This is a genomic window from Vibrio hyugaensis, assembly GCF_002906655.1.
In the GTDB taxonomy this organism is placed as follows: Bacteria; Pseudomonadota; Gammaproteobacteria; order Enterobacterales; family Vibrionaceae; genus Vibrio; species Vibrio hyugaensis.
The window spans coordinates 117,290-135,986 of record NZ_CP025795.1 but is presented as its reverse complement, the minus strand read 5'-3'; the positions used below and the strand labels follow the sequence as shown (position 1 = coordinate 135,986).

Below are 18,697 nucleotides of genomic sequence, written 5' to 3'. Positions count from 1 at the left end.
ATTACATCGCTTTGATTGCTTAGGTATTACGATACTTGGAGTAACACAGCGACATGATTACGCCAAAACAGATACCTTGAGTCAGCATTGCCGTACCACCGTAACTAAAGAACGGCAGTGGGCTCCCCATTACTGGCAACAAGCCACTGACCATGCCTGTGTTGATGAAGGCGTAAAGGAAGAAGCTCATCGCCAATGCGCCGCTTACTAAGCGACTGAAGAAGTGCTCAGATTGGCACGCCAGCAGCATCACTCGCGCCGTAATGAACAAATACAACGCTAACAACACCACACAACCAATAAAGCCCCATTCTTCTGCGTAGGTCGAGAAGATAAAGTCAGTATGGCTTTCTGGAATAAAACCTAGCGTACCTTGAGTGGCATTCATCCAGCCTTTGCCTTTCATGCCGCCAGAACCAATCGCAATCAATGATTGGATGATTTGGTAGCCCGAACCCAATGGATCCGACTCAGGGTGCAAGAACTGCGTTACACGGCTTTTTTGATACGCTTCCATCACAAAGAACCAAAGAATTGGCGCCAGCGTCAGAATGCTCACCAAAAATCCGCCAATTATCTTCCAACTCATGCCAGCAAAGAACAGCACAAACAACGCGTAAATCACGGTGAAGATAGCGCCGTCCAAGTCTGGTTGTAAGGCTATCAATCCTGCAGGGACCAAGGTGATTAGCAAACAGAAAGCAATTTTGCGAACGTCAGGTCGGCCACCTTCTAGATGCAGCATCCACGCGATCATGATGGGGATTGAAAGCTTGATAAGTTCCGAAGGCTGGAAGCGAAAGAAGCCGATATCGAGCCAACGCTGCGAGCCATTGGTGCTATCGCCAAATAGGGCAACGGCCGCCAAGAGCGAAACCGCAACCAGATACAAATAAGGCGCTGAACGTTGATAGCTGGACGCAGGAATCGACGACATGACCAAAATACACACCAGCGTCAAACCGCATCGAGCGAGGTGCTTAAATAGCATAGCTTCATTGAATCCACTGGCACTCCAGAGAGTGAGCGAACTCAATAGCATGATCGGAATGATCGCCATCAGCAGTGGCAAATCAATCCTAGGGAAGAAACGCTTGTTCATCTTCTACAACCTAAAAACGCCCCAACGCGGGGCGAAAACAACCAGAACTCTGCGAGCTCAAACTATTCCGATGCTAAGAATCCAATTTGGAAATAACAGACACCACGCAAAGGTGTGCAAGAGAGGAGTGTGCGACGCCGCCTGTTATGGGTAAGCTGACTTGGAAAGTCGTGGGATGGATAAATACACCAGGCTGAGGTTTTGCGCTACATTTTTTATAAGATTGAAATGGAAATTGGTACAGACAGCGCAATGAAATAAGCAAATTTGGAAAGGAATCGCCTTAAGTATTGAGCACTTAAGGCGATGGCACGATTAGGCTTGGGCTTTTTCTGGTTTGTGCGTGAAATGGTACAGCGCCCAAAGCACAAACAAAGTCACGGTGAGCTCCCAAGCTCGGAGGAAGGTGCTTTCCAAGCCCAGTTCATTGCTGGTCATGTACAGCTGAATCGGCAACATGGTCGCCAATAACGCATCGGCATGGACGTCTTTGGCTGGGCCTTTCGCTTTTGCCATTGATGCGGTGATCATAAAAGCAAGCAGACCCAATACGATGGTGTAGTAACCGAACGTGGACTGATGCCCAGCCATCAACAAGGTGAACACTACAGCTAATGCACAGCCGCCCACCTGAGTTTGAAAACGGCGGTCAACCACGTCGATAAAGCTTTTGTGTGTGGTTTGTGTTGCGGCGGCAATCACAGGCACCAAACAAAACGTTGCTGAGATGATGTCGACAATCATTAAGAACGCCACACCAAGACCAATCAACGCGAGTGAAATCGCTCGGTTCTCGAACGTAACAGGCTCTTCTTCAAATGCTGGAGGCTTGCCGCCACGTTCAACAGGGAACAGAGTCACCATGGCTTTTGCGACGACCATAGTAATCAGCATCGATAGCAGGATTTCATGAATGCGCATTGGCATGTCCATGGTGGTGTGCTGAGCAAACACCACAATCAGAATCCAGTTGAAGGTTGGCATGAGCATCTGACCTTTCTTCGGCGGCGTGGTTGCTCTGCGGCGCATAAAATCGAAGAAGAACAAGCTAATGGTCCACACCACAAACGGATGTTGTGAAAACACTTCGGTCACCACCAACGCTGCACTTGCTGCTAATAGCGTAGGTAGCAAGGTGCGAAGCAGACCAAGCCAAGAATAGTCTTTGTTCTTGGTCATGATGATGGTTGGGTACAGCGCTAGATAAACCGGAGAATCAAGATTCAGCAGTTTGCCCAGCACCATACAAATTGTCACAGTAAGGGCGACACGCAGTGCTTCATTGCGCTCAGAACGACTTTGAAACAGGCTTTCGAAGGTCCACATGGTTCACCTCCTAGTAGATGTAGCGGAACATCGCTACCAAGTGAATCCAAGCCGAGCCGATGATATCCATGATTGGATTGCCGCTTTCAACGATCACACTCGCTCGTGAACCAGAAATCATCGAAGGATCTAGCTCGTTAACTGTAATGCGAGTACGCACTTTCTGTTGCTCACGGATCCAACGAGTATCATTGATCACGCTAGAAAGCTGTCCATTAGCATTGTTGGTATCGTAAATCGCACGCTCTTGGCTGCTGACTTCACCAGTAAATACTTTGCCCGGTAGCGCATCGAAGGACACCAACACTTCGCGACCATTAGTTAGCTTATCAATGCCTTTTTCGTTGAAGTCTGCACTGATCCACGCATGAGCTTCGTCCACCAGGAGCAACGAAGCTGTGCCTTGTGTGATGTAGCTGCCTGATTGCAGTTGCAAGTTCGTTACTACGCCTTCAGTTTGCGCCACGATTTGGGTATGGCTTAAATCCAGCTCTGCACTGGCAAGCTTTGCTTCTGCCAACTCGATAGCTGCCGTACGGTCTTGAGTAGAAAGCTCTGCTTCAATACGCTTCACTTCTGCGTTCGCTGCTTCCACCGCACTGCTGGCGACTTGTGTATTAGTGATCGCGTCATCAAGTTCTTGCTCGGTTGCCAGCCCTTTGTTGCGTAGTTTCTGGTTACGCGTCAGTTTTTGCTTTGCGTTGTGGTATTCGAACTCGCGTTGGCTTTGGGTTTGTTTCGCTGCTGCCAATTGTTGCCATTTCGCGGAATCTGATTCACGTGCTTGGCGCAGTTCGGCTTTGGCTTGTGCCACTTTCAATTGGTAGCTGCTGGCATCGATAGCAAACAGTGGCTGACCTTTTTCAACCAATTCACCGTTATTCACCATCACATCCGTAATCACGCCAGATACCTCCGGCGCAATGGTTGCGACATTACGATGCAGTGTCGCTTGGGTGGTGAAAGGGGAAACATTGTCTGAGGTGACTAAAAAAGCGGAGAACAAAGCTGCCGCTGAAAAAACAGTGTATATCGCGTATTTATAAAAATTTTCTTTCACGTCTGTACCTAGTATTCATTCGTTATTACGCGCCGCGTTCACGGCATATTCGGGTCTCTTTTCTACGCGGGCTAGGTTATACTCATCTAAAATTGGAAAAAATAACCAATGGAAGAAGTATGAATTCCATATTTGGAAACGTTGATGATCTGTACCTGTTTTGCTCAGTGGTTGAGCAAGGCTCTCTGCTCGCTGCAGCGAAAAAGCTCGAACTGCCGGTCTCTACTATGTCTCGTCGTTTATCGGCGCTGGAAGCGCGTCTAGGGCTGAGATTACTGGAGAAGAAGGGACGTGAGTTGGTGGCAACCGAGACAGGCTTACAGGCGTTTGATCAACTCAGCAGTGCGATGGCGCAGATTGAATCCGGCATCTTGCAGCTCAACCAGCAAAGCCAACAAGTCGAAGGGCGAATTCGATTGGTGATGCCAAGCCGCTTCTACAATGATTTGGTCGACAAGGTGGTTGAGGACTACATCAAAACCTACCCCAAAGTGACCATTGATCTGCTTCTTAGCCAAGTGAATTCGATTCCAGAAACCGACCGCGATCTGGTGGTGACATTCGAATTGGACGGGTTAGATGACATGATCGCTCGTCCGTTGTTTAAAGCGGAGCACGCCTTTTTTGTTAGCCCAGAGTACTTAGCGCAAGCGGGTGGTAGCATTGAAAGCTTGGAAGATTTAGCCAAGCAAGATTGGGTCGCCAGTACGCACACCACGCAAGTGCCTATCTACCAACAAGACAAGCTTGTGGACATGCTCAACTGCAAGCCGCGCTTAGTGGTCAATGACATAACTGCAGTGATCAAAGCGGTGGAAAACGGCTTGGGGATCGCCTCGATTCCCATTCGTCATGTGAAGCCAGAGCTGAATCTGGTGCAGGTCGCGCAGTCCTACAGTCGCGGGGATCGTCAAGCCTATTTGGTTTATCGTCAACGCAACTACCAGCCTAAGGCTCTCAGCTTAATGATTGAGGCGATATTGCAGGCTGCCGAAACGCAAAACCATTCATCCTCTCTCAATACCATTCACTCCGCATAACTGCCATTGGTCGCATGCAAAAGCAGCGTGCGATCTTCTCCCTTAACCTGAAACCATCAAATCACGTTCAACTAAGGACAGTACATGATGGTTTCTCAATCTCGCTCAATCAAAGTTCTTAAACTGGCAAGTACGTTTATCGCCGCATTTGCACTCAGCAGCAATTTGGCTCTGGCTAACCCAAGCGAGCGCACACTCAGTCAATTCAACCAAGCAGCGCAAGGTGACTCTGGCTTAGTTGATACCGTTTACGGCGAATTATCCAAACAATTCGAAGAGCAAGGCGCAACACCAGTGACCTTGGTGTATTTAGGCAGTGCTGAAACGTTGCAAGGTCGTGAGGCGTTTATGCCTTGGAACAAGATGAAGTTCACCGAGCGCGGTCTTGCCACTATCCAAAAAGGCTTGGATTTAATGGCGAATCAGCCATTACCACTGCAAGAACAACAACGCTTACAAGGCTTGCCGGAATACCAATTAGCCACCGCCATGGCAGCCACCACCTTTACCTCTCTGCCAAACATGTTCAATCACTTTGAGCGTGGCTACGAGCTGTACCTTTCTCTGCTCGATGAACCGAGTTTTAGCCAGCAACCTTTTGTAGCAACGTCTTGGATTTATCGCTACGCCATTGAAGCGGCACTGCGCGCTGAGGATGTTCAACAAGCCAAAACATGGTTAGCGCAAATGGAGCAGTTGGGTGACAGCAATTTAGAAACGCAAACCGCGAAAGCGCTGCTAGCGAAATATTAGGGAGGCGTCATGATCGTTTTTAATCAACTTAGTCGCGATTACGCCCTTGGCAGCCAAACCGTGCGTGCATTGCGAGACGTGTCTGGTGAAGTATTTGCCGGCGAAATGGTGGCATTGTGTGGACCGTCGGGCTCAGGCAAAAGCACCTTACTTAACGTGCTTGGCATGCTGGATACTCAATACCAAGGTCAGGTGACATTTGCAGGCAGCCCATACCCAACCGGACAAATGCAAGCTGCGAAAATGCGTCGTGAAAAGCTTGGCTTTGTATTTCAAAAATTCAATCTTGTGCCCGTGATGACGGCGTTAGAGAACGTGGCTTATCCGCTGCACCTCAACGGCTTTTCAAAAGCAGAACAAACTGAGTTCGCTACACAAATGCTAGAGCACGTTGGCTTAGGCGAGTTTATTCATCACATGCCAGACAACCTATCAGGCGGTCAGCAGCAGCGTGTGGCAATTGCGCGCGCTTTAGTGCACAAACCGGCGTTGGTGATTGCTGATGAGCCAACCGCAAGTCTTGATAGCCAAACTGCCAACAAGGTCATCGACATTATGAAAGGGCTCGGACACGAGCTTGGCACCACTTTTATCGTCGCCACGCACGACCCTCGTATGGCATCCCGCTGTGACCGCACCATTGAGTTGGTGGACGGCAAAATCACCCAAACGCACGCAAGTGTGGAGGAGGTTTCATGGGCAAGCTAATTCCTGTTTCGGTTCGCCTTGCTTGGTTGAATCTGCAACGCAATCGCCGTCGCAGTTTATTGTCGATGCTGATCATCGCCATTGCCGTGTTTGCCTTAACCAGTGCGGGCGGTTTTGGTCTGTACACCTATGACAGTTTGAAAGAATCGACAGCGCGTGACACGGGGCATCTGACGTTAACCACGCCGGGTTACTTCGCCAAAGAAGAAGAGATGCCGCTGAGTAATGGGTTAACTCATGCGGACGACATCACCAAGCAATTGATTGGGTTGAATGAAGTGCGAGGTGTGCAGCCACGAGTTGAGTTCAGCGGTTTGATTTCCAACGGCAACAAGTCATCGATCTTTATCGGCATTGGCGTGAACGAACGAGAATTCGATATGAAAGGCCCGTTTTTGGATGTGCGTGAAGGGCAAACACTGTCCAACATTCATGCATCGCGTTATGACCCTGCAGAGCCAGAGGTGATGCTCGGCGTTGATTTGGCGAACAACCTAAGCGTGCACGTTGGCGATTGGATTACCTTGCTGGCGACCACTACCGATGGCGCATTGAATGCGTATGACTTCAAAGTACGTGGCATCTATTCAACCGGCGTGCCTGAGCTTGATAAACGCCAGCTTTACGTGCACATCAACAGCGCGCAATCGCTGCTCGGTTCAGACAAAGTCAGCGCGTTATCGGTCTTCCTGTTCGATACCCGTTTAACTAACCAAGTCGAGCAACAAGTGGCTTCGGTGCTGAGTAAGCAAAAGCAGAACGTTGGTGACCAAGATATTGAGATTACGCCTTGGCAAGAGCGTGCGTTCTTCTATCTCAAAGTGAAAGATTTGTACGACCGTATCTTCGGCATCATGGGCGCAGTGATGGCGCTGGTAGTCTTCGTCGCGCTGTTCAACACCATGACCATGTCGGTGACTGAACGTACACGTGAAATTGGCACCTTGTCGGCTCTTGGTAGCTACCCTCGCGAAATTATTGCTGGGTTCTTGCGCGAAGCAGGGTTACTTGCGGTGATTGGCAGCTTAATCGGCGCTTTGTTCACTGCATTAGTCACCATTTTACTGATGGTCGTGGATGTGCAAATGCCGCCACCGCCAGGACGCACAGAAGGTTACCCATTGACGATTTACTTCTCTTGGGAGCTGGTGGCTGTCGCAGGATTCGCAGTATTGATGATTTGTTTGGTTGCGGCGTTTTTCTCGGCGCGCAAAGGGGTGAACAAGCCAATTACGGAGGCACTGATTTATGTTTAATTTCAAATCACTATTACCAATTGCACTGCTGACGGTAAGCGGCGTTGCAAGCATGAATGCCAGTGCGAATGAAACAGCGCTAGATGCACAGCAAGTTGCGCAATTGATTGAAAAAGCCGACAGCTACCGTTTGCAAGATGATTCTTCCAAAGTGGTGTCTCTGGTGCGCTTATATCAAGACCAAGAGTTAGATAAAACTCGCCTTTACCACGTGTACACGCGCCCAAATCGTGAATCGCTGGTGGTGTTCAAATCGGCGGTTGAAGCTGGGCAAAAGATGTTGATGATGGGCGACAACTATTGGCTACAAATGCCGAAGAGCCGCCGTCCGATTCGCATTACGCCAATGCAGAAGCTGCTTGGTGAAGCGTCTATCGGCGACATCTCAACCCTGACGTGGAGCCAAGATTATCAAGGTGAATGGAAAGCGACAGAAACCGTTTCGGTGAACGGAGAAAGTGTCGCGGCTTATCATCTTGCTCTAACCGCGAAGACCAAAGGGGCGAGCTATCAGAAGATCGACTTGTGGTTGTCTGAGCAAGATGCGTTTCCAATCAAAGCTGATCTTTACTTGCGCTCTGGCAAACTCGCCAAGCAAGCGCAATACGGACGTGCAAGTGACAACGGTGAAGACTACGTCAGTGAGATGACCTTGCTTGATAGCATTCAGCCGAGCAAAAAGACCGTTATTGAGTACCAAGAAATCGTGCCTTGGCAACTGGATAACAAGTTCTACAACCCAAGCTATTTGCCTAAAGCCAATACGACTCAGCTTTAGCGTGAATTCCGTAAATAGAACCAAGAAGACGAGCAAGGAAGTCACATGAAATCGCACCAGCCTAACCTTAACAAAAGCACCAGTTTGTTGATTGCTGCCTCATTGTGTGTGGGCGCGTCAGCCCCTGCTTTTGCCAATGATGAGCTGAGTTTTGAGTGGGATTGGGCTGTCAGTTACGAAACGGCCAAGCAGCGTGACAGCGCATTTGTACAAGAGCAGGGCAGTTCTCGTGATTCACTTAATGCACTCTTGGATGTGCAGGTGAATTATCAGAACTTCAGTGGTTTGTTCGCTCTGTATAGCCAAGGTTTGTACCTCAATCAACAAGGAAAGAGTGATTGGTGGAGTGAAGCTGATAACCAATTGCTGATTAGAGAGCTGGCTTGGCTAGGGGAGTGGCAAGTCGGTGACACCACTCTTGATGTCAGTTTGGGTAAGTTGCGCGTGGATTGGGGCGTGGGTTATGGCTACCGACCTTTGGATCTGTTTAAGCCTTATCGACAAAATCCTGTTGGCTTAGTCGCAGAAGAGGGCGCGGGCGTGTTTTCACTTTCACACTATGATATGGCTGGTGAGTGGACGGTGATTGCGACGGATTCAAGCTGGGGGCAACAAGACCAAAGTGCACTGGATCAAGCCGCAGAGCAGCAAGGTGTTGGTATTCGTCGTTATGCGCTGGTGGGTGACACCGAGTATCAACTTATTGGTTATTACGATGATGTGCGCCGAGGTTTACTCGGAGCCAGTGCCATAGCGGTGTGGGATGAATCCATCGCCATGCACGGTTCCATGCTGTGGCAAAAGCAAAGTGTCGGCTATCAGTTTCAGCAGGATGATCTTTACCGACCCGTTTCGGTTGAGGAGCAGGGCAGTGCATTCCAAGCCTTAATTGGATTGAACTGGGCAAACCAAGCCGGACACAACATGATTGCTGAATATTGGTACGACAGTCGAGCATGGTCGAAAAGCGAATGGCAACAAGCAATAGAGCGTGGCGAGTTTCTCTCTGAGATCCCTGATCCGAATGTATCTCTACTTGCGACAAGCTACGCCCAAGGGTTTCAGCATGCCAATATCGTTCAGCATAACGTAATGCTGCACTGGAGTTGGGATGTGGAAGCGTGGGCTGCATGGAACGGGAAAGCGGATATGGGCTGGCTAAGTGATGTAACCCCTACGTTGGATGTGATGCTGTCGCCACAAGATGGTGGTGTGATTGTCACGCAGTGGCTTAACTACCAATGGATTGATACTGGCGATCAAAGTGTAGAAGTGGAAGTTGCCGCACGCTTTTTAACCGGAGACGACCAATCTGCTTACGCACAAATCAATGATAAGCATATGATTGTATTTAACATCAAAGGGAAATTCTAAATGTGTTCAGCAAAATCAGTGGTGAAAAGTGGATGGCCGCGTAGCTTATTAGTGACCACGGCATTTTGTCTCTTTATCGCAGCAATGACGCTCTCTGTTTGGGGCGGTCCATTCTACATTCATGTGGCGGTTAGCTTTGGATTTGGCTATTCGGCTATCTTCTTCTCATGGCTTGTCGACCGCCTGTTTCCTACCATTCCTCGTTTGGCGGAGGTGGCTATCTCGCTGACGGCATGCCTATTGTTTGGTGTGGTGAACGCCCAGCTTTGGCTTGGGGAATACTTCGGTATCTCAAGTATGCTGTCGGTTGGTCTCATGGGATTGTTATTCAGTGCCATGTGCTTTTTCTATTTCTACTCACGCGAGCAACATGCGATCGCTCAAAGAGAGTTAGAGGCCATCAAACGCGAGAAAGCAGAGCAAGATCGTGCGCTGTTGCTGAGTCAGCTTAAGCAGATGCAAAGCCAGATTGAACCGCATTTCCTATTCAATACCTTGGCGAATATCAGCGCGCTCATGTCGCAAGATGTTGACAAAGCCAAGCTGATGTTAGAACAGTTAACCGCGCTGCTGCGAGCAACGCTCAAAAGCTCACGTGAAGAGCACACCACCATAGACAATGAAACGGCGTTACTTGAGGCTTACTTAGGCATCCAACAAACTCGTTTGGGTGATCGACTCAGTTACAAGATTGAGGTGGAAGAGGGACTAGGCAGAACCGAGTTACCGCCGATGATGCTCCAACCTTTAATCGAAAACGCCATCATCCATGGTATTGAACCGAAGCGAGAAGGCGGCCAAGTCAGTTTGCTCATTAAGCGCGAACAACAGAACTTGAAGATTGAAGTCAGAGACACGGGTGTTGGCTTGAATCACGTTAGTGGGCACATGGGGTCTGGCGTCGGTTTAAGTAATCTCAAGCAGCGAGTTGAAGCTTTGTTCGCAGGGCAAGGAGAGGTTTCTATCAGTGAGTCTGCTCAGGGTGGCGTTTGTGTTCGCTTGCGCTGGCCAATGGAATCGTAATCAAGGAAGAAAGGAATGAATACAGGGTTTACTGCCATTATTGCTGATGATGAACCGTTATTGAGGCGTCATCTTGATAAAAGCTTAGCTGAAGTGTGGCCTGAGCTAGAGGTAATTGCCAAAGTAGCAGATGGTGAACAAGCGTTGCAAGCCATTGAGCACAACCAACCTGACATTGCGTTTCTCGATATTCGTATGCCAGTTTTGGATGGCATGACATTAGCGCAAAAACTCAATCAACTCGCCAATCCACCTTTGATTGTGTTTGTCACCGCGTACGATGATTACGCCATCAAAGCTTTTGAGCAAAATGCCGCCGATTATTTGCTTAAGCCTATCTCGGATGAGCGCCTCCTGACGACGTGTGAAAGAGTGAAAGCACGCCTTGCTAAGCGAGAACAAGAAAGCAGCAATGTGCAGATGAGCAGCCTGTTAGAACAGTTACAACAATTATCCGCGCCACAAACTCCGCAATATCTTCAGTGGATCAAAGCGACGCAAGGGGAAGATATTCATCTGATCGCCACGTCTGATGTGTTGTATTTCAAAGCGGAAGAAAAATACGTTTCTGTGTATGCCCAGCAAGGACAACGCAAAGTGCAGGAGTATTTGATTCGCACCTCGTTGAAAGAGTTGATAGGGCAACTTAACCCAGAACAGTTCTGGCAAGTGCACCGCTCAAGCGTGGTGCAAGTGTGCAAGATTAACAAAGTAAACAAAGACTTTGCTGGCAGAATGTTTGTTCACGTTGGAGAAAGTAAGCTCCCTGTGAGCCGTGCATCTCAAAGTTTGTTCAAAGGGATGTAATCGCTAGAACTGCTCACTCTTTACACTGTAAACTCGCTGCTCTTAACCCACATTATCAAGGAAGATAAATGAGTTATCGCGTAACCCTGTTAAATGCGACGGGAGAGTTGTCTCCAATCTCTGAGTATTTGCATCAGAAACTTGATGATCTGAGCTCACAACTTTCTAGTTACTTTGATTTAAGTAACATCGATTTAAGTAACGTTGACCTGACCGTTAGCCCGTTTGATCGCAATGACGTACCTCAGACGGGGATTGGTGGCTATTGCTTAAGTGCCTATCGTGTAGAGATTCTGCTTGATACTCAACGTGCGGATATTAAAAACATTATTGAGAAAGAACTAGCTGCGGTGTTAGCGCATGAGTTGCATCACCTGTTCCGTATGCGAGCGGGAGAGAATGGCGTTGCACTTGGTGATGTGCTGATTATGGAAGGGTTAGCTTGTCATTTCGAACGTAAGGTGAATGGAGGCATCACTCCGAGCTTGTTTGAGAAAATCAAAGATCAAGATTGGCGCCCTTTCTATGCTGAGATGAAAGACAAGTTGACCAGCTTAGATTACAACTTCGACGCTTACTTTCTTGGCAGCGATGAAAGCCGCTGGCCGAAATACATGGGGTATTGGGTTGGGTACAACCTTGTTGCGGAATATCTGGCTGATTTTCAGGGCTCTGAGCTTGACTTAGTCGGAGCGAAAGCCGAGCTTTTCTATCAATAACTCCGTTACAAGCCAAACTAGTAGGCTGAGTCATAAAAAAAAGCGCCTAAGTCATATGACGTTAGGCGCTTTTATCGTTTTATAGCGACGATTTCTCCGAAGAGGCGAATGTGCTTATTCGCTGATCGTCACTTTCTCAATAATGATTGGATCGCATGGCACATCATTGTGACCAAGTTTAGAGGTCGTTTTCACTTTCGCGATGCGGTTTACGACATCCATACCCGCGGTCACTTTACCAAACACTGCGTAGCCCCAACCTAGATTGGTGGTTGCGGTGTGGTCTAGGAAATCATTGTCTTCCAAGTTAATGAAGAACTGTGCCGTTGCAGAGTGCGGAGCATCGGTACGCGCCATTGCGATAGTGCCAACAAGGTTCTTTAGACCACGGTTTGCTTCATTCGCGATCGGGGCACGCGTTGGCTTTTCTGCCATATCTTCTGTGTGACCGCCACCTTGGATCATAAAGCCGTCGATAACGCGGTGGAAAATGGTGCCGTTGTAGAAGCCATCTTCACAGTATTTTTTGAAGTTCTTTGAGCTAACTGGCGCTCGTTCTAGGTTCAGTTCAATTTCGATGTCACCGAAATTGGTGGTCATATTAATCATCTTGTTTTGCCCTTGTGGGTGCTAAGTTGGCGGCATTATAACTAGGGTCTGTTGACCTTTCGAGCTGATTTTTGCAGCGAATTGTTGGGTGTTTATACAAGGCAGAGGCTTTGCTGTGTAGCTAGCCTACATGAGAAGTCGATAACGCAGTAGAAAGAGCCAACAAATGCTGCCCAAAGGGTTCGGCTAAAATCGTTTTATGCTTTGTTAAGGAGTATTTGCTTAGAGTGACTAGGCGACATACTCCTTGCCTCGCCTAAAACGATTTTATCTCGAACAAAATTTAACCACGAAAGATCAACAGACCCTAAGATGTCTGAGGATAGCAGAAATAAAAACAGCGACGTTTTGGCGTCGCTGTTTGCATGGTGATTGGGTGAGGAAAGCTTTAAACCGTAAAGCGACCGACCAAGTCGTACAGCTCGTTAGCTTTGTGGTTGAGGTTGCCACTGCCTGCGCGGTTTTGGTTGGCAAGGTGCGCCGATTGGCTGCTTTGTTGAGAGATCACTTCAATGCGTTGTGAAATCTCCTGTCCAACTTGGCTCTGCTCTTCGGTTGCCGTTGCGATCAGCGTGTTCATGTCCATGATGTTAGCAATTGCGGCTTGGATTTCTTGCAGAGCGGCAGAGGCTGCTCGTGCTTCTTCAACCGTTGCTTCACCGCGCGCTTGGCTTGAGCCCATGGCTCTCACTGCCGCATCCGAACCAGACTTCAATTGCTCAATCATTTGGTGAATTTCACCTGTGCTGTCTTGAGTACGGCTCGCCAGTTTACGAACCTCATCGGCAACGACTGCGAAGCCGCGACCTTGTTCGCCTGCACGGGCTGCTTCAATGGCTGCGTTCAGTGCCAATAGGTTGGTTTGCTCGGCGATGTCTTGAATCACTTCTAACGAAGAAGAAATGTTTTGTACATCGCTCTCTAAACGAGAAATCACCGTGCTGGCTTCCGACACTTCTAAAGCAAGCGCTTCGACAGAGTTCGCTGCGGAATCAACAATGTGTTTCGCTTGCTGTGAGTTATCATCGGCGTCTTTAGCTGATTGCGCAGCTTGGTTAGCGTTGCTGGAAATCTCGTGCGCCGTTGCTGTCATCTCGGTCATTGCTGCAGCGACTTGTTCGGTCTCTTCACGCTGACCAGAAGCCAATTCGTCCACTTGCGATGCTCGCTGTGACATGTCGTTGGTCTCTGAAACCACTTCTTGTCCTAAGTGGCTAACGCTCTTGATGATGCCTTGCAGGCTTTCAACAAAGATATTGAAGTTTCGGCTCAGCTGGGTGAACTCCGGCACACTCGATTCTTCCATGCGCGCGGTTAAGTCTGCATCGCCTTGCGCAAAAGAGTGAATTGAAGCGTCAAACTGCTCAATAGGCTTCATAATACTGCGGTTAACAAACACAGCGAAGATCGCGACGATCGCCGCAATCGAGACACAGAACAGAGCAATTGCAGTCAGTGTGGTGTTGAGAGCTTGATGCGCTTCTTCTTCCATGTTTGCCACAATGGCGTCGATATCGTCAGTGTAGAAACCCGTTCCCAACATTAAATCCCATTCAGGAATAAAGACCGAGTAGCTCAGTTTTGGTAGCGCTTCGCTCTGACCGAGTTTCGGGAAGTAATAAGTCGTGAACTCGCCAGTTTTGGCGTTTTTGAGCAAATCCTGAATCAGGTAATTGCCTTTCTTGTCCTGCAAGTTGTAGAAGTTTTCCCCGATGCCTTTGGTGTTTTTACCCACCACGACACGCACGCCTTTTGAGTCGTAGCCAAAGATGTAACCGGACTGACCAAACTCCAGCTGTTTCAAAATAGGCAGTGCTTCTTCAAGTGGGGCATTCTGAGCGAGTAGTGGCTCGACAGCGGAACGCGCCATTTGGACGTAGTTTTTGAGCTCAGCTTTTTTCATCTCCATCATTTGACTTCGAGTCTGCTCAATCTCGTGTTCGTTATAGGCAGTGGTTTGTAGGTAGGTGAACCACATCATGCCTATTGCCATGGTTAGAATAGGAATTATTGAAAGGATATATAGTCGTTTTCTGATCGTCAGATTCATAGAGACGTCCTTCTCTCGGCGCAGCGTTACAAGTGACAAGCTGAGTAAGCCTGCCTGATAAAATTATTAATACTTATTGTTGTAATGCTTAGAGATTAACCGAGTTAATCAATCAGAAGTACTGGAAGTTTATAAATTTAGACTAAGGTCGTAGCATTTTTAAGCGGGATCACAATTAACGTGAACACGAACCGTTATTGCAGCGAGAAGTGCCCGTTAACCAGTAGGAGACGCGGTAGCGGTTTTTGGCAAATTTGAGGTAAAGCCAGTAGGCAACAGGTTTGATAATGCGCCAACGCAGTGGTGCATACAACCAACCGCGACCGACCAGTTGCCATGCACTATGAGTCACGTCCAACCCAAGCAGAAGTTCTCCCTTCTCGTTGAGGGCGTGCAAAATGGTGTTGGCTTGCTCAGGATCGATCTGTGGATAATCGGTGAACGCCTCGCTGTAGATGTCGACGGTTTTGATCTGCTGCTTGGCATCGCGTTGTTTTAGTGCATTCATCTCTTTGGCGCACAAGGGACAAGTACCATCGTAAAATACGGTCAGTTTGGTCATGATTGAACTCATTATTGGCTGTTCTTATCCCTTTTACGCGATTATTTTTCTTTTAGTTCATTGTCTTGCAAGTAATGTAGCCAATTATCGCGGATGTTGCCGTAATTGAATTGGCAGAACTCTTTGCGATCGCGTAAGTAGTCTTTTTCTACTTCATCAAGCAAGGCTTTGTATTGCTCAGGATCGCTTCCGTATACCAGACACAGGGTAGAGAAGTAACGCTGAAGATCGAAACTGTGCTCATCGATGTACTCGCCAAAATCGTAGTAGTCCGGCCTGTCGTCGGATTCGAATGCGAACATGTCCGCAGCACTGATCGCCACATCGGCACCATCATCAACGTAGTCAATCAGCAAAATGGTGGCGAAGTTATCGACCGCATCCTCTTCTTTGCCAAGTACAGGAATGTTTTGATCGGCAATGTAAGCGTGTCCGGCTTCATGTAACAAGGTATGCAGCAAAGTATCGAGTGCGCCTGTTTTCGGTGTTTTACCGTAACGTTCTTGGTACTTGTTGTTGGTGAAGTAGTTAAAGGATTCCAGATAAAAGGTGTAGGGAATATGGATGGTGTGGGTTTCTGGATCGTAAAGTGGACCGTCTTCGCCACCGTAGGTTAGTGTTAGTGGGTTATCAAACGGGAAATAATCATCAGAAAGCTGGACAAAGATGTCGTTCACTTCACTGCTTTCAATCACCTGCGCCGCAAAGAGGTCATTGGCAGTTTCCGTTGGAAGATATTCTATTTTAACGCTATCGCTTGCCGATGCAGTGGTAGCAAGCAATAACAGCGAAGCAAAGGCTGAGTAACTTTTCATTTTCGTAATCTTGTTATTTGTTTGGTTTGCTTGAAAATTATACATGGTTTTTATAGGGTGCACGCTGAACCCTGCATGTCGAGGATACTTAGGTATATGAACAATCCATTATTACTGCAGCCCCGCATCCAATAGGCGTCGTTGACTGAGAACGCAGCAACAACGCCACGAGAAATCGTTCCGTGGCATCCATTTACTCGACTGAGGCAATTGCCATGAAAAAACATTGGTCCAAATTTCAATACCTGCACCAAGTGGTGCAAAACCAAAACATCCACATCAAAGGTACACACAGTTATTACAGCGATTGTTGGGACAACGGCTTTGAAGATTCGGTCGTGCGTTATCTGCATGGCGATGAAATCAGTAAAGCGTGGCAGCCGAGGTGGGAAGTCGATCAGCTCTATATTGGTGATTACGTTTGTATCGCGGCTGAAGCGGTCATTTTGATGGGCGGCAACCATAATCACAAAACGGATTGGTTCTGTCTGTATCCGTTTCTTGATGACATTGAGCAATCTTACCAAGGCAAAGGCGATACCGTGATTGGTGACGCGGCTTGGATTGGTATGCGCGCGATGATCATGCCTGGTGTCAAAATTGGGGAAGGTGCAGTGATCGCGGCAAACAGTGTGGTTACTAGAGATATCCCGCCTTATACCGTGGTGGCAGGATCGCCCGCAAAACCCATCAAGCTTCGCTTTGAGCAAGACACCATCGATAAGCTGCTCGCGCTGCAAATTTACACGTGGGATGAAGATAAGTTTGAGGCGCTTCGCTCTTTCGTCTGTAACAATGATATAGAGCAGTTAATCATTGCAGAAGAAAAGTATAAAAGTGGCGAATAGCACTGAAATGAGGAAAATTTTCAGCGATATGTTATAATCTCGCTCCGTTGTAACGAGAACACTTGTTGCAAGCTTGAGAATTTCCTTGGATTCGGCTCGTTTTAATCATCATGAGTCAGAGTTATTGAACTACGATAGGATACAAGCAAACCAAGATGTTAGAGCGCCACCACGGCGCTCTATTCGTTATAACGGGAAGGAACTTTGCCCAATAGTGAGGATGACTTTCTGTTTAAGTAAGGGAGCTCGATAGCGGTTCAGAAAGTCTCTCTCGGACAATACTCACAACACTATGTCCATCCACATCAAGCAGTCATTTTTGCTTTGAATGTGAACCGGATAAGAAGGAGCTTAATCGGCTCCTTTTACATTTTAGGGCTTGCGAATAGCGCATAAATCAGAACATCGCTTAACGACCGTCCCTTAAACTAGCCTAAGGCGCATTTAACACAACCTTTTGAGTATTTTCGAAAAAATATAGCGAGAAAATTTGCTATTGAGCGAAGGTTAAACTAACACTCAATCATTACGGAGGATGAAGAGAACAATAATAAGAGGCGATATGAATCATTTGATATCTGTAGGTGCACTGGAGTCCTTTTTGGTTGCGATCAGTGTGCTTTTTTTGGGGCATTTCATTAATGCTAAACTACCGATCTTAAAGAAATTCAACATACCTGAGCCAATTGTAGGGGGCTTGATAGTCGCCTGCGCCATTACTGCTCTTCATTTCAACGGTATCGATCTGGAATTCGATTTGCCGTTGCAGAACACATTTATGCTGATGTTCTTTGCTACTGTTGGTTTAGCAGCAAACTACACTCAGTTGATGAAAGGGGGCGCGAAGGTCTTTATCTTCTTAGCGGTCGCGTCGTTCTACATCATCATACAAAACGGTGTCGGTGTTTCATTAGCGGCGGCATTGGGTTTAGATCCGCTGATGGGGCTTATCGCGGGTTCGATTACTCTTTCAGGTGGCCACGGCACAGGTGCTGCATGGTCACAAACGTTCCAAGACGTGTATGGATTAAATAACGTGTTGGAAATCGCGATGGCGTCAGCAACATTCGGTTTGATCATCGGTGGTATCATCGGTAGCCCGGTAGCACAGCGCTTGATCGAAAAGAACAAGATCGAATCTGAGTATGGTCCTGGGGGCAGAGATGCCAAAACCCACGAAAAATTCCCAGAATTGGTGACGTACAACGAGTACGAAGAAGACAAAGTAACCGCGAAAAAAGTGGTTGAGAAACTGTTCTTCCTATTGATCTGTGTAACAGGTGCGAAGTACGTAGAACAATGGGTGAGCACTTACGACATTCAATGGTTGATGATTCCAGACTTCGTTTACGCGTTGTTCATTGGTGTGATCATCACTAACTTCTTGGAAGTGACTAAAGTTCGTAAGTTAGATACAGAAACGGTCGATATGCTTGGTACGGTATCGTTGTCTCTGTTCTTGGCAATGGCATTGATGAGCCTGAAACTGTGGAACATTTTCGACCTAGCGATCCCATTCTTGGTGATTCTGGGCGTGCAGTCGGTGATTCTGGCTATCTTCACCTACTACGTAACGTTCAAGGTGATGGGTAGTAACTATGATGCAGCGGTTATCTCTGGTGGTCACTGTGGTTTTGGTTTGGGGGCAACCCCAACAGCGGTAATGAACATGGGTTCTATCGTTAACCGCTTTGGTCCGTCGCCACAAGCTTTCATGGTTGTGCCGATTGTTGGTGCCTTCTTCATCGACATCGTTAACTTGATCATTCTGCAAGGCTACATCTCGTTCCTTGGCTAGATAGATTAAGACGCTAAATAAAACAGAAGGTCACAGTGTTGCTGTGACCTTTTTTGTATCTGGTGTTCG

General features: G+C 47.8%; 18 protein-coding genes. 11 read left to right on the top strand and 7 right to left on the bottom strand.

Translation table 11 applies throughout. The features are described 5' to 3' along the window. Window positions 1-19: 19 nt before the first annotated feature. The 3 genes from rodA to C1S74_RS17865 form a co-directional block, all read right to left on the bottom strand. Window positions 20-1,102 (bottom strand): rod shape-determining protein RodA, encoded by a 1,083-nt coding sequence (gene rodA, locus C1S74_RS17880; protein WP_045396456.1) that lies wholly within the window; start codon window positions 1,100-1,102, stop codon window positions 20-22. A 315-nt stretch (window positions 1,103-1,417) separates the two neighbouring features. Continuing rightward, window positions 1,418-2,428 carry a DUF2955 domain-containing protein gene (locus tag C1S74_RS17870; RefSeq protein ID WP_045396454.1) on the bottom strand — a complete coding sequence of 337 codons (1,011 nt, stop codon included), beginning with the start codon at window positions 2,426-2,428 and terminating at the stop codon, window positions 1,418-1,420. 10 nt (window positions 2,429-2,438) lie between these two features. Next, window positions 2,439-3,488, bottom strand: a complete 1,050-nt coding sequence (locus tag C1S74_RS17865) for an HlyD family secretion protein (protein ID WP_045396451.1) — start codon at window positions 3,486-3,488, stop codon at window positions 2,439-2,441. Window positions 3,489-3,607: 119 nt separating this feature from the next. On the opposite strand from C1S74_RS17865, the gene C1S74_RS17860 reads away from it, so the two are divergent. The 9 genes from C1S74_RS17860 to C1S74_RS17820 all read left to right on the top strand — a co-directional run bounded on the left by C1S74_RS17860 (window position 3,608) and on the right by C1S74_RS17820 (window position 11,946). Further along, window positions 3,608-4,528 carry a LysR family transcriptional regulator gene (locus C1S74_RS17860; RefSeq protein WP_010453678.1) on the top strand — a complete coding sequence of 307 codons (921 nt, stop codon included), beginning with the start codon at window positions 3,608-3,610 and terminating at the stop codon, window positions 4,526-4,528. 84 nt (window positions 4,529-4,612) lie between these two features. Then, a complete protein-coding gene (locus tag C1S74_RS17855) occupies window positions 4,613-5,281 on the top strand; it encodes a hypothetical protein (protein WP_045396448.1) in 669 nt (222 codons plus the stop codon). Between the two features lie 9 nt (window positions 5,282-5,290). Further along, window positions 5,291-5,989: an ABC transporter ATP-binding protein gene (locus C1S74_RS17850; protein WP_038883359.1), complete on the top strand. Its 699-nt coding sequence runs from the start codon at window positions 5,291-5,293 to the stop codon at window positions 5,987-5,989. Beyond that, window positions 5,977-7,245, top strand: coding sequence for an ABC transporter permease (locus tag C1S74_RS17845; protein ID WP_045396447.1), 1,269 nt, complete (start codon window positions 5,977-5,979; stop codon window positions 7,243-7,245). The genes C1S74_RS17850 and C1S74_RS17845 overlap by 13 nt, the downstream gene beginning before the upstream one ends. Next, window positions 7,238-8,023, top strand: coding sequence for an outer membrane lipoprotein-sorting protein (locus C1S74_RS17840; protein WP_045396444.1), 786 nt, complete (start codon window positions 7,238-7,240; stop codon window positions 8,021-8,023). The genes C1S74_RS17845 and C1S74_RS17840 overlap by 8 nt, the downstream gene beginning before the upstream one ends. A gap of 45 nt (window positions 8,024-8,068) precedes the next feature. Continuing rightward, window positions 8,069-9,397, top strand: coding sequence for a DUF1302 domain-containing protein (locus tag C1S74_RS17835; protein WP_045396442.1), 1,329 nt, complete (start codon window positions 8,069-8,071; stop codon window positions 9,395-9,397). Then, window positions 9,398-10,420 (top strand): sensor histidine kinase, encoded by a 1,023-nt coding sequence (locus C1S74_RS17830; protein WP_045396439.1) that lies wholly within the window; start codon window positions 9,398-9,400, stop codon window positions 10,418-10,420. Window positions 10,421-10,435: 15 nt separating this feature from the next. Continuing rightward, window positions 10,436-11,227, top strand: a complete 792-nt coding sequence (locus tag C1S74_RS17825) for a LytR/AlgR family response regulator transcription factor (protein WP_045396436.1) — start codon at window positions 10,436-10,438, stop codon at window positions 11,225-11,227. A 68-nt stretch (window positions 11,228-11,295) separates the two neighbouring features. Further along, on the top strand, window positions 11,296-11,946 hold the full coding sequence (locus tag C1S74_RS17820) for a DUF2268 domain-containing putative Zn-dependent protease (RefSeq protein WP_045396433.1): 651 nt from the start codon (window positions 11,296-11,298) through the stop codon (window positions 11,944-11,946). A 114-nt stretch (window positions 11,947-12,060) separates the two neighbouring features. Here C1S74_RS17820 and C1S74_RS17815 read toward each other — a convergent pair whose 3' ends face one another. The 4 genes from C1S74_RS17815 to C1S74_RS17795 all read right to left on the bottom strand — a co-directional run bounded on the left by C1S74_RS17815 (window position 12,061) and on the right by C1S74_RS17795 (window position 15,982). Then, window positions 12,061-12,555 (bottom strand): peptidylprolyl isomerase, encoded by a 495-nt coding sequence (locus tag C1S74_RS17815; RefSeq protein ID WP_045396429.1) that lies wholly within the window; start codon window positions 12,553-12,555, stop codon window positions 12,061-12,063. Window positions 12,556-12,943: 388 nt separating this feature from the next. Continuing rightward, complete coding sequence (locus tag C1S74_RS17805; protein WP_045396427.1) at window positions 12,944-14,605, bottom strand: methyl-accepting chemotaxis protein; 1,662 nt, start codon at window positions 14,603-14,605, stop codon at window positions 12,944-12,946. Between the two features lie 175 nt (window positions 14,606-14,780). Further along, window positions 14,781-15,167, bottom strand: coding sequence for a thiol-disulfide oxidoreductase DCC family protein (locus C1S74_RS17800; RefSeq protein WP_045396424.1), 387 nt, complete (start codon window positions 15,165-15,167; stop codon window positions 14,781-14,783). 41 nt (window positions 15,168-15,208) lie between these two features. Further along, on the bottom strand, window positions 15,209-15,982 hold the full coding sequence (locus C1S74_RS17795) for a DUF4344 domain-containing metallopeptidase (protein WP_045397582.1): 774 nt from the start codon (window positions 15,980-15,982) through the stop codon (window positions 15,209-15,211). A 215-nt stretch (window positions 15,983-16,197) separates the two neighbouring features. Between C1S74_RS17795 and C1S74_RS17790 the strand changes: the two genes are divergently transcribed. Both C1S74_RS17790 and gltS read left to right on the top strand, forming a co-directional pair. After that, complete coding sequence (locus C1S74_RS17790) at window positions 16,198-16,830, top strand: CatB-related O-acetyltransferase (RefSeq protein WP_045396420.1); 633 nt, start codon at window positions 16,198-16,200, stop codon at window positions 16,828-16,830. Between the two features lie 562 nt (window positions 16,831-17,392). Then, window positions 17,393-18,628 carry a sodium/glutamate symporter gene (gene gltS / locus C1S74_RS17785; protein ID WP_038869865.1) on the top strand — a complete coding sequence of 412 codons (1,236 nt, stop codon included), beginning with the start codon at window positions 17,393-17,395 and terminating at the stop codon, window positions 18,626-18,628. Window positions 18,629-18,697 lie beyond the last annotated feature (69 nt).

Coding starts and splice junctions, on each gene's coding strand:
- C1S74_RS17825 (WP_045396436.1), top strand. CDS start 10,436: ATGAATACAGGGTTTACTGCCATTATTGCTGATGATGAACCGTTATTG.
- C1S74_RS17795 (WP_045397582.1), bottom strand. CDS start 15,982: ATGAAAAGTTACTCAGCCTTTGCTTCGCTGTTATTGCTTGCTACCACT.
- C1S74_RS17805 (WP_045396427.1), bottom strand. CDS start 14,605: ATGAATCTGACGATCAGAAAACGACTATATATCCTTTCAATAATTCCT.
- C1S74_RS17870 (WP_045396454.1), bottom strand. CDS start 2,428: ATGTGGACCTTCGAAAGCCTGTTTCAAAGTCGTTCTGAGCGCAATGAA.
- C1S74_RS17845 (WP_045396447.1), top strand. CDS start 5,977: ATGGGCAAGCTAATTCCTGTTTCGGTTCGCCTTGCTTGGTTGAATCTG.
- C1S74_RS17835 (WP_045396442.1), top strand. CDS start 8,069: ATGAAATCGCACCAGCCTAACCTTAACAAAAGCACCAGTTTGTTGATT.
- C1S74_RS17850 (WP_038883359.1), top strand. CDS start 5,291: ATGATCGTTTTTAATCAACTTAGTCGCGATTACGCCCTTGGCAGCCAA.
- C1S74_RS17855 (WP_045396448.1), top strand. CDS start 4,613: ATGATGGTTTCTCAATCTCGCTCAATCAAAGTTCTTAAACTGGCAAGT.
- gltS (WP_038869865.1), top strand. CDS start 17,393: ATGAATCATTTGATATCTGTAGGTGCACTGGAGTCCTTTTTGGTTGCG.
- C1S74_RS17790 (WP_045396420.1), top strand. CDS start 16,198: ATGAAAAAACATTGGTCCAAATTTCAATACCTGCACCAAGTGGTGCAA.
- C1S74_RS17815 (WP_045396429.1), bottom strand. CDS start 12,555: ATGATTAATATGACCACCAATTTCGGTGACATCGAAATTGAACTGAAC.
- C1S74_RS17840 (WP_045396444.1), top strand. CDS start 7,238: ATGTTTAATTTCAAATCACTATTACCAATTGCACTGCTGACGGTAAGC.
- rodA (WP_045396456.1), bottom strand. CDS start 1,102: ATGAACAAGCGTTTCTTCCCTAGGATTGATTTGCCACTGCTGATGGCG.
- C1S74_RS17830 (WP_045396439.1), top strand. CDS start 9,398: ATGTGTTCAGCAAAATCAGTGGTGAAAAGTGGATGGCCGCGTAGCTTA.
- C1S74_RS17860 (WP_010453678.1), top strand. CDS start 3,608: ATGAATTCCATATTTGGAAACGTTGATGATCTGTACCTGTTTTGCTCA.
- C1S74_RS17800 (WP_045396424.1), bottom strand. CDS start 15,167: ATGACCAAACTGACCGTATTTTACGATGGTACTTGTCCCTTGTGCGCC.
- C1S74_RS17820 (WP_045396433.1), top strand. CDS start 11,296: ATGAGTTATCGCGTAACCCTGTTAAATGCGACGGGAGAGTTGTCTCCA.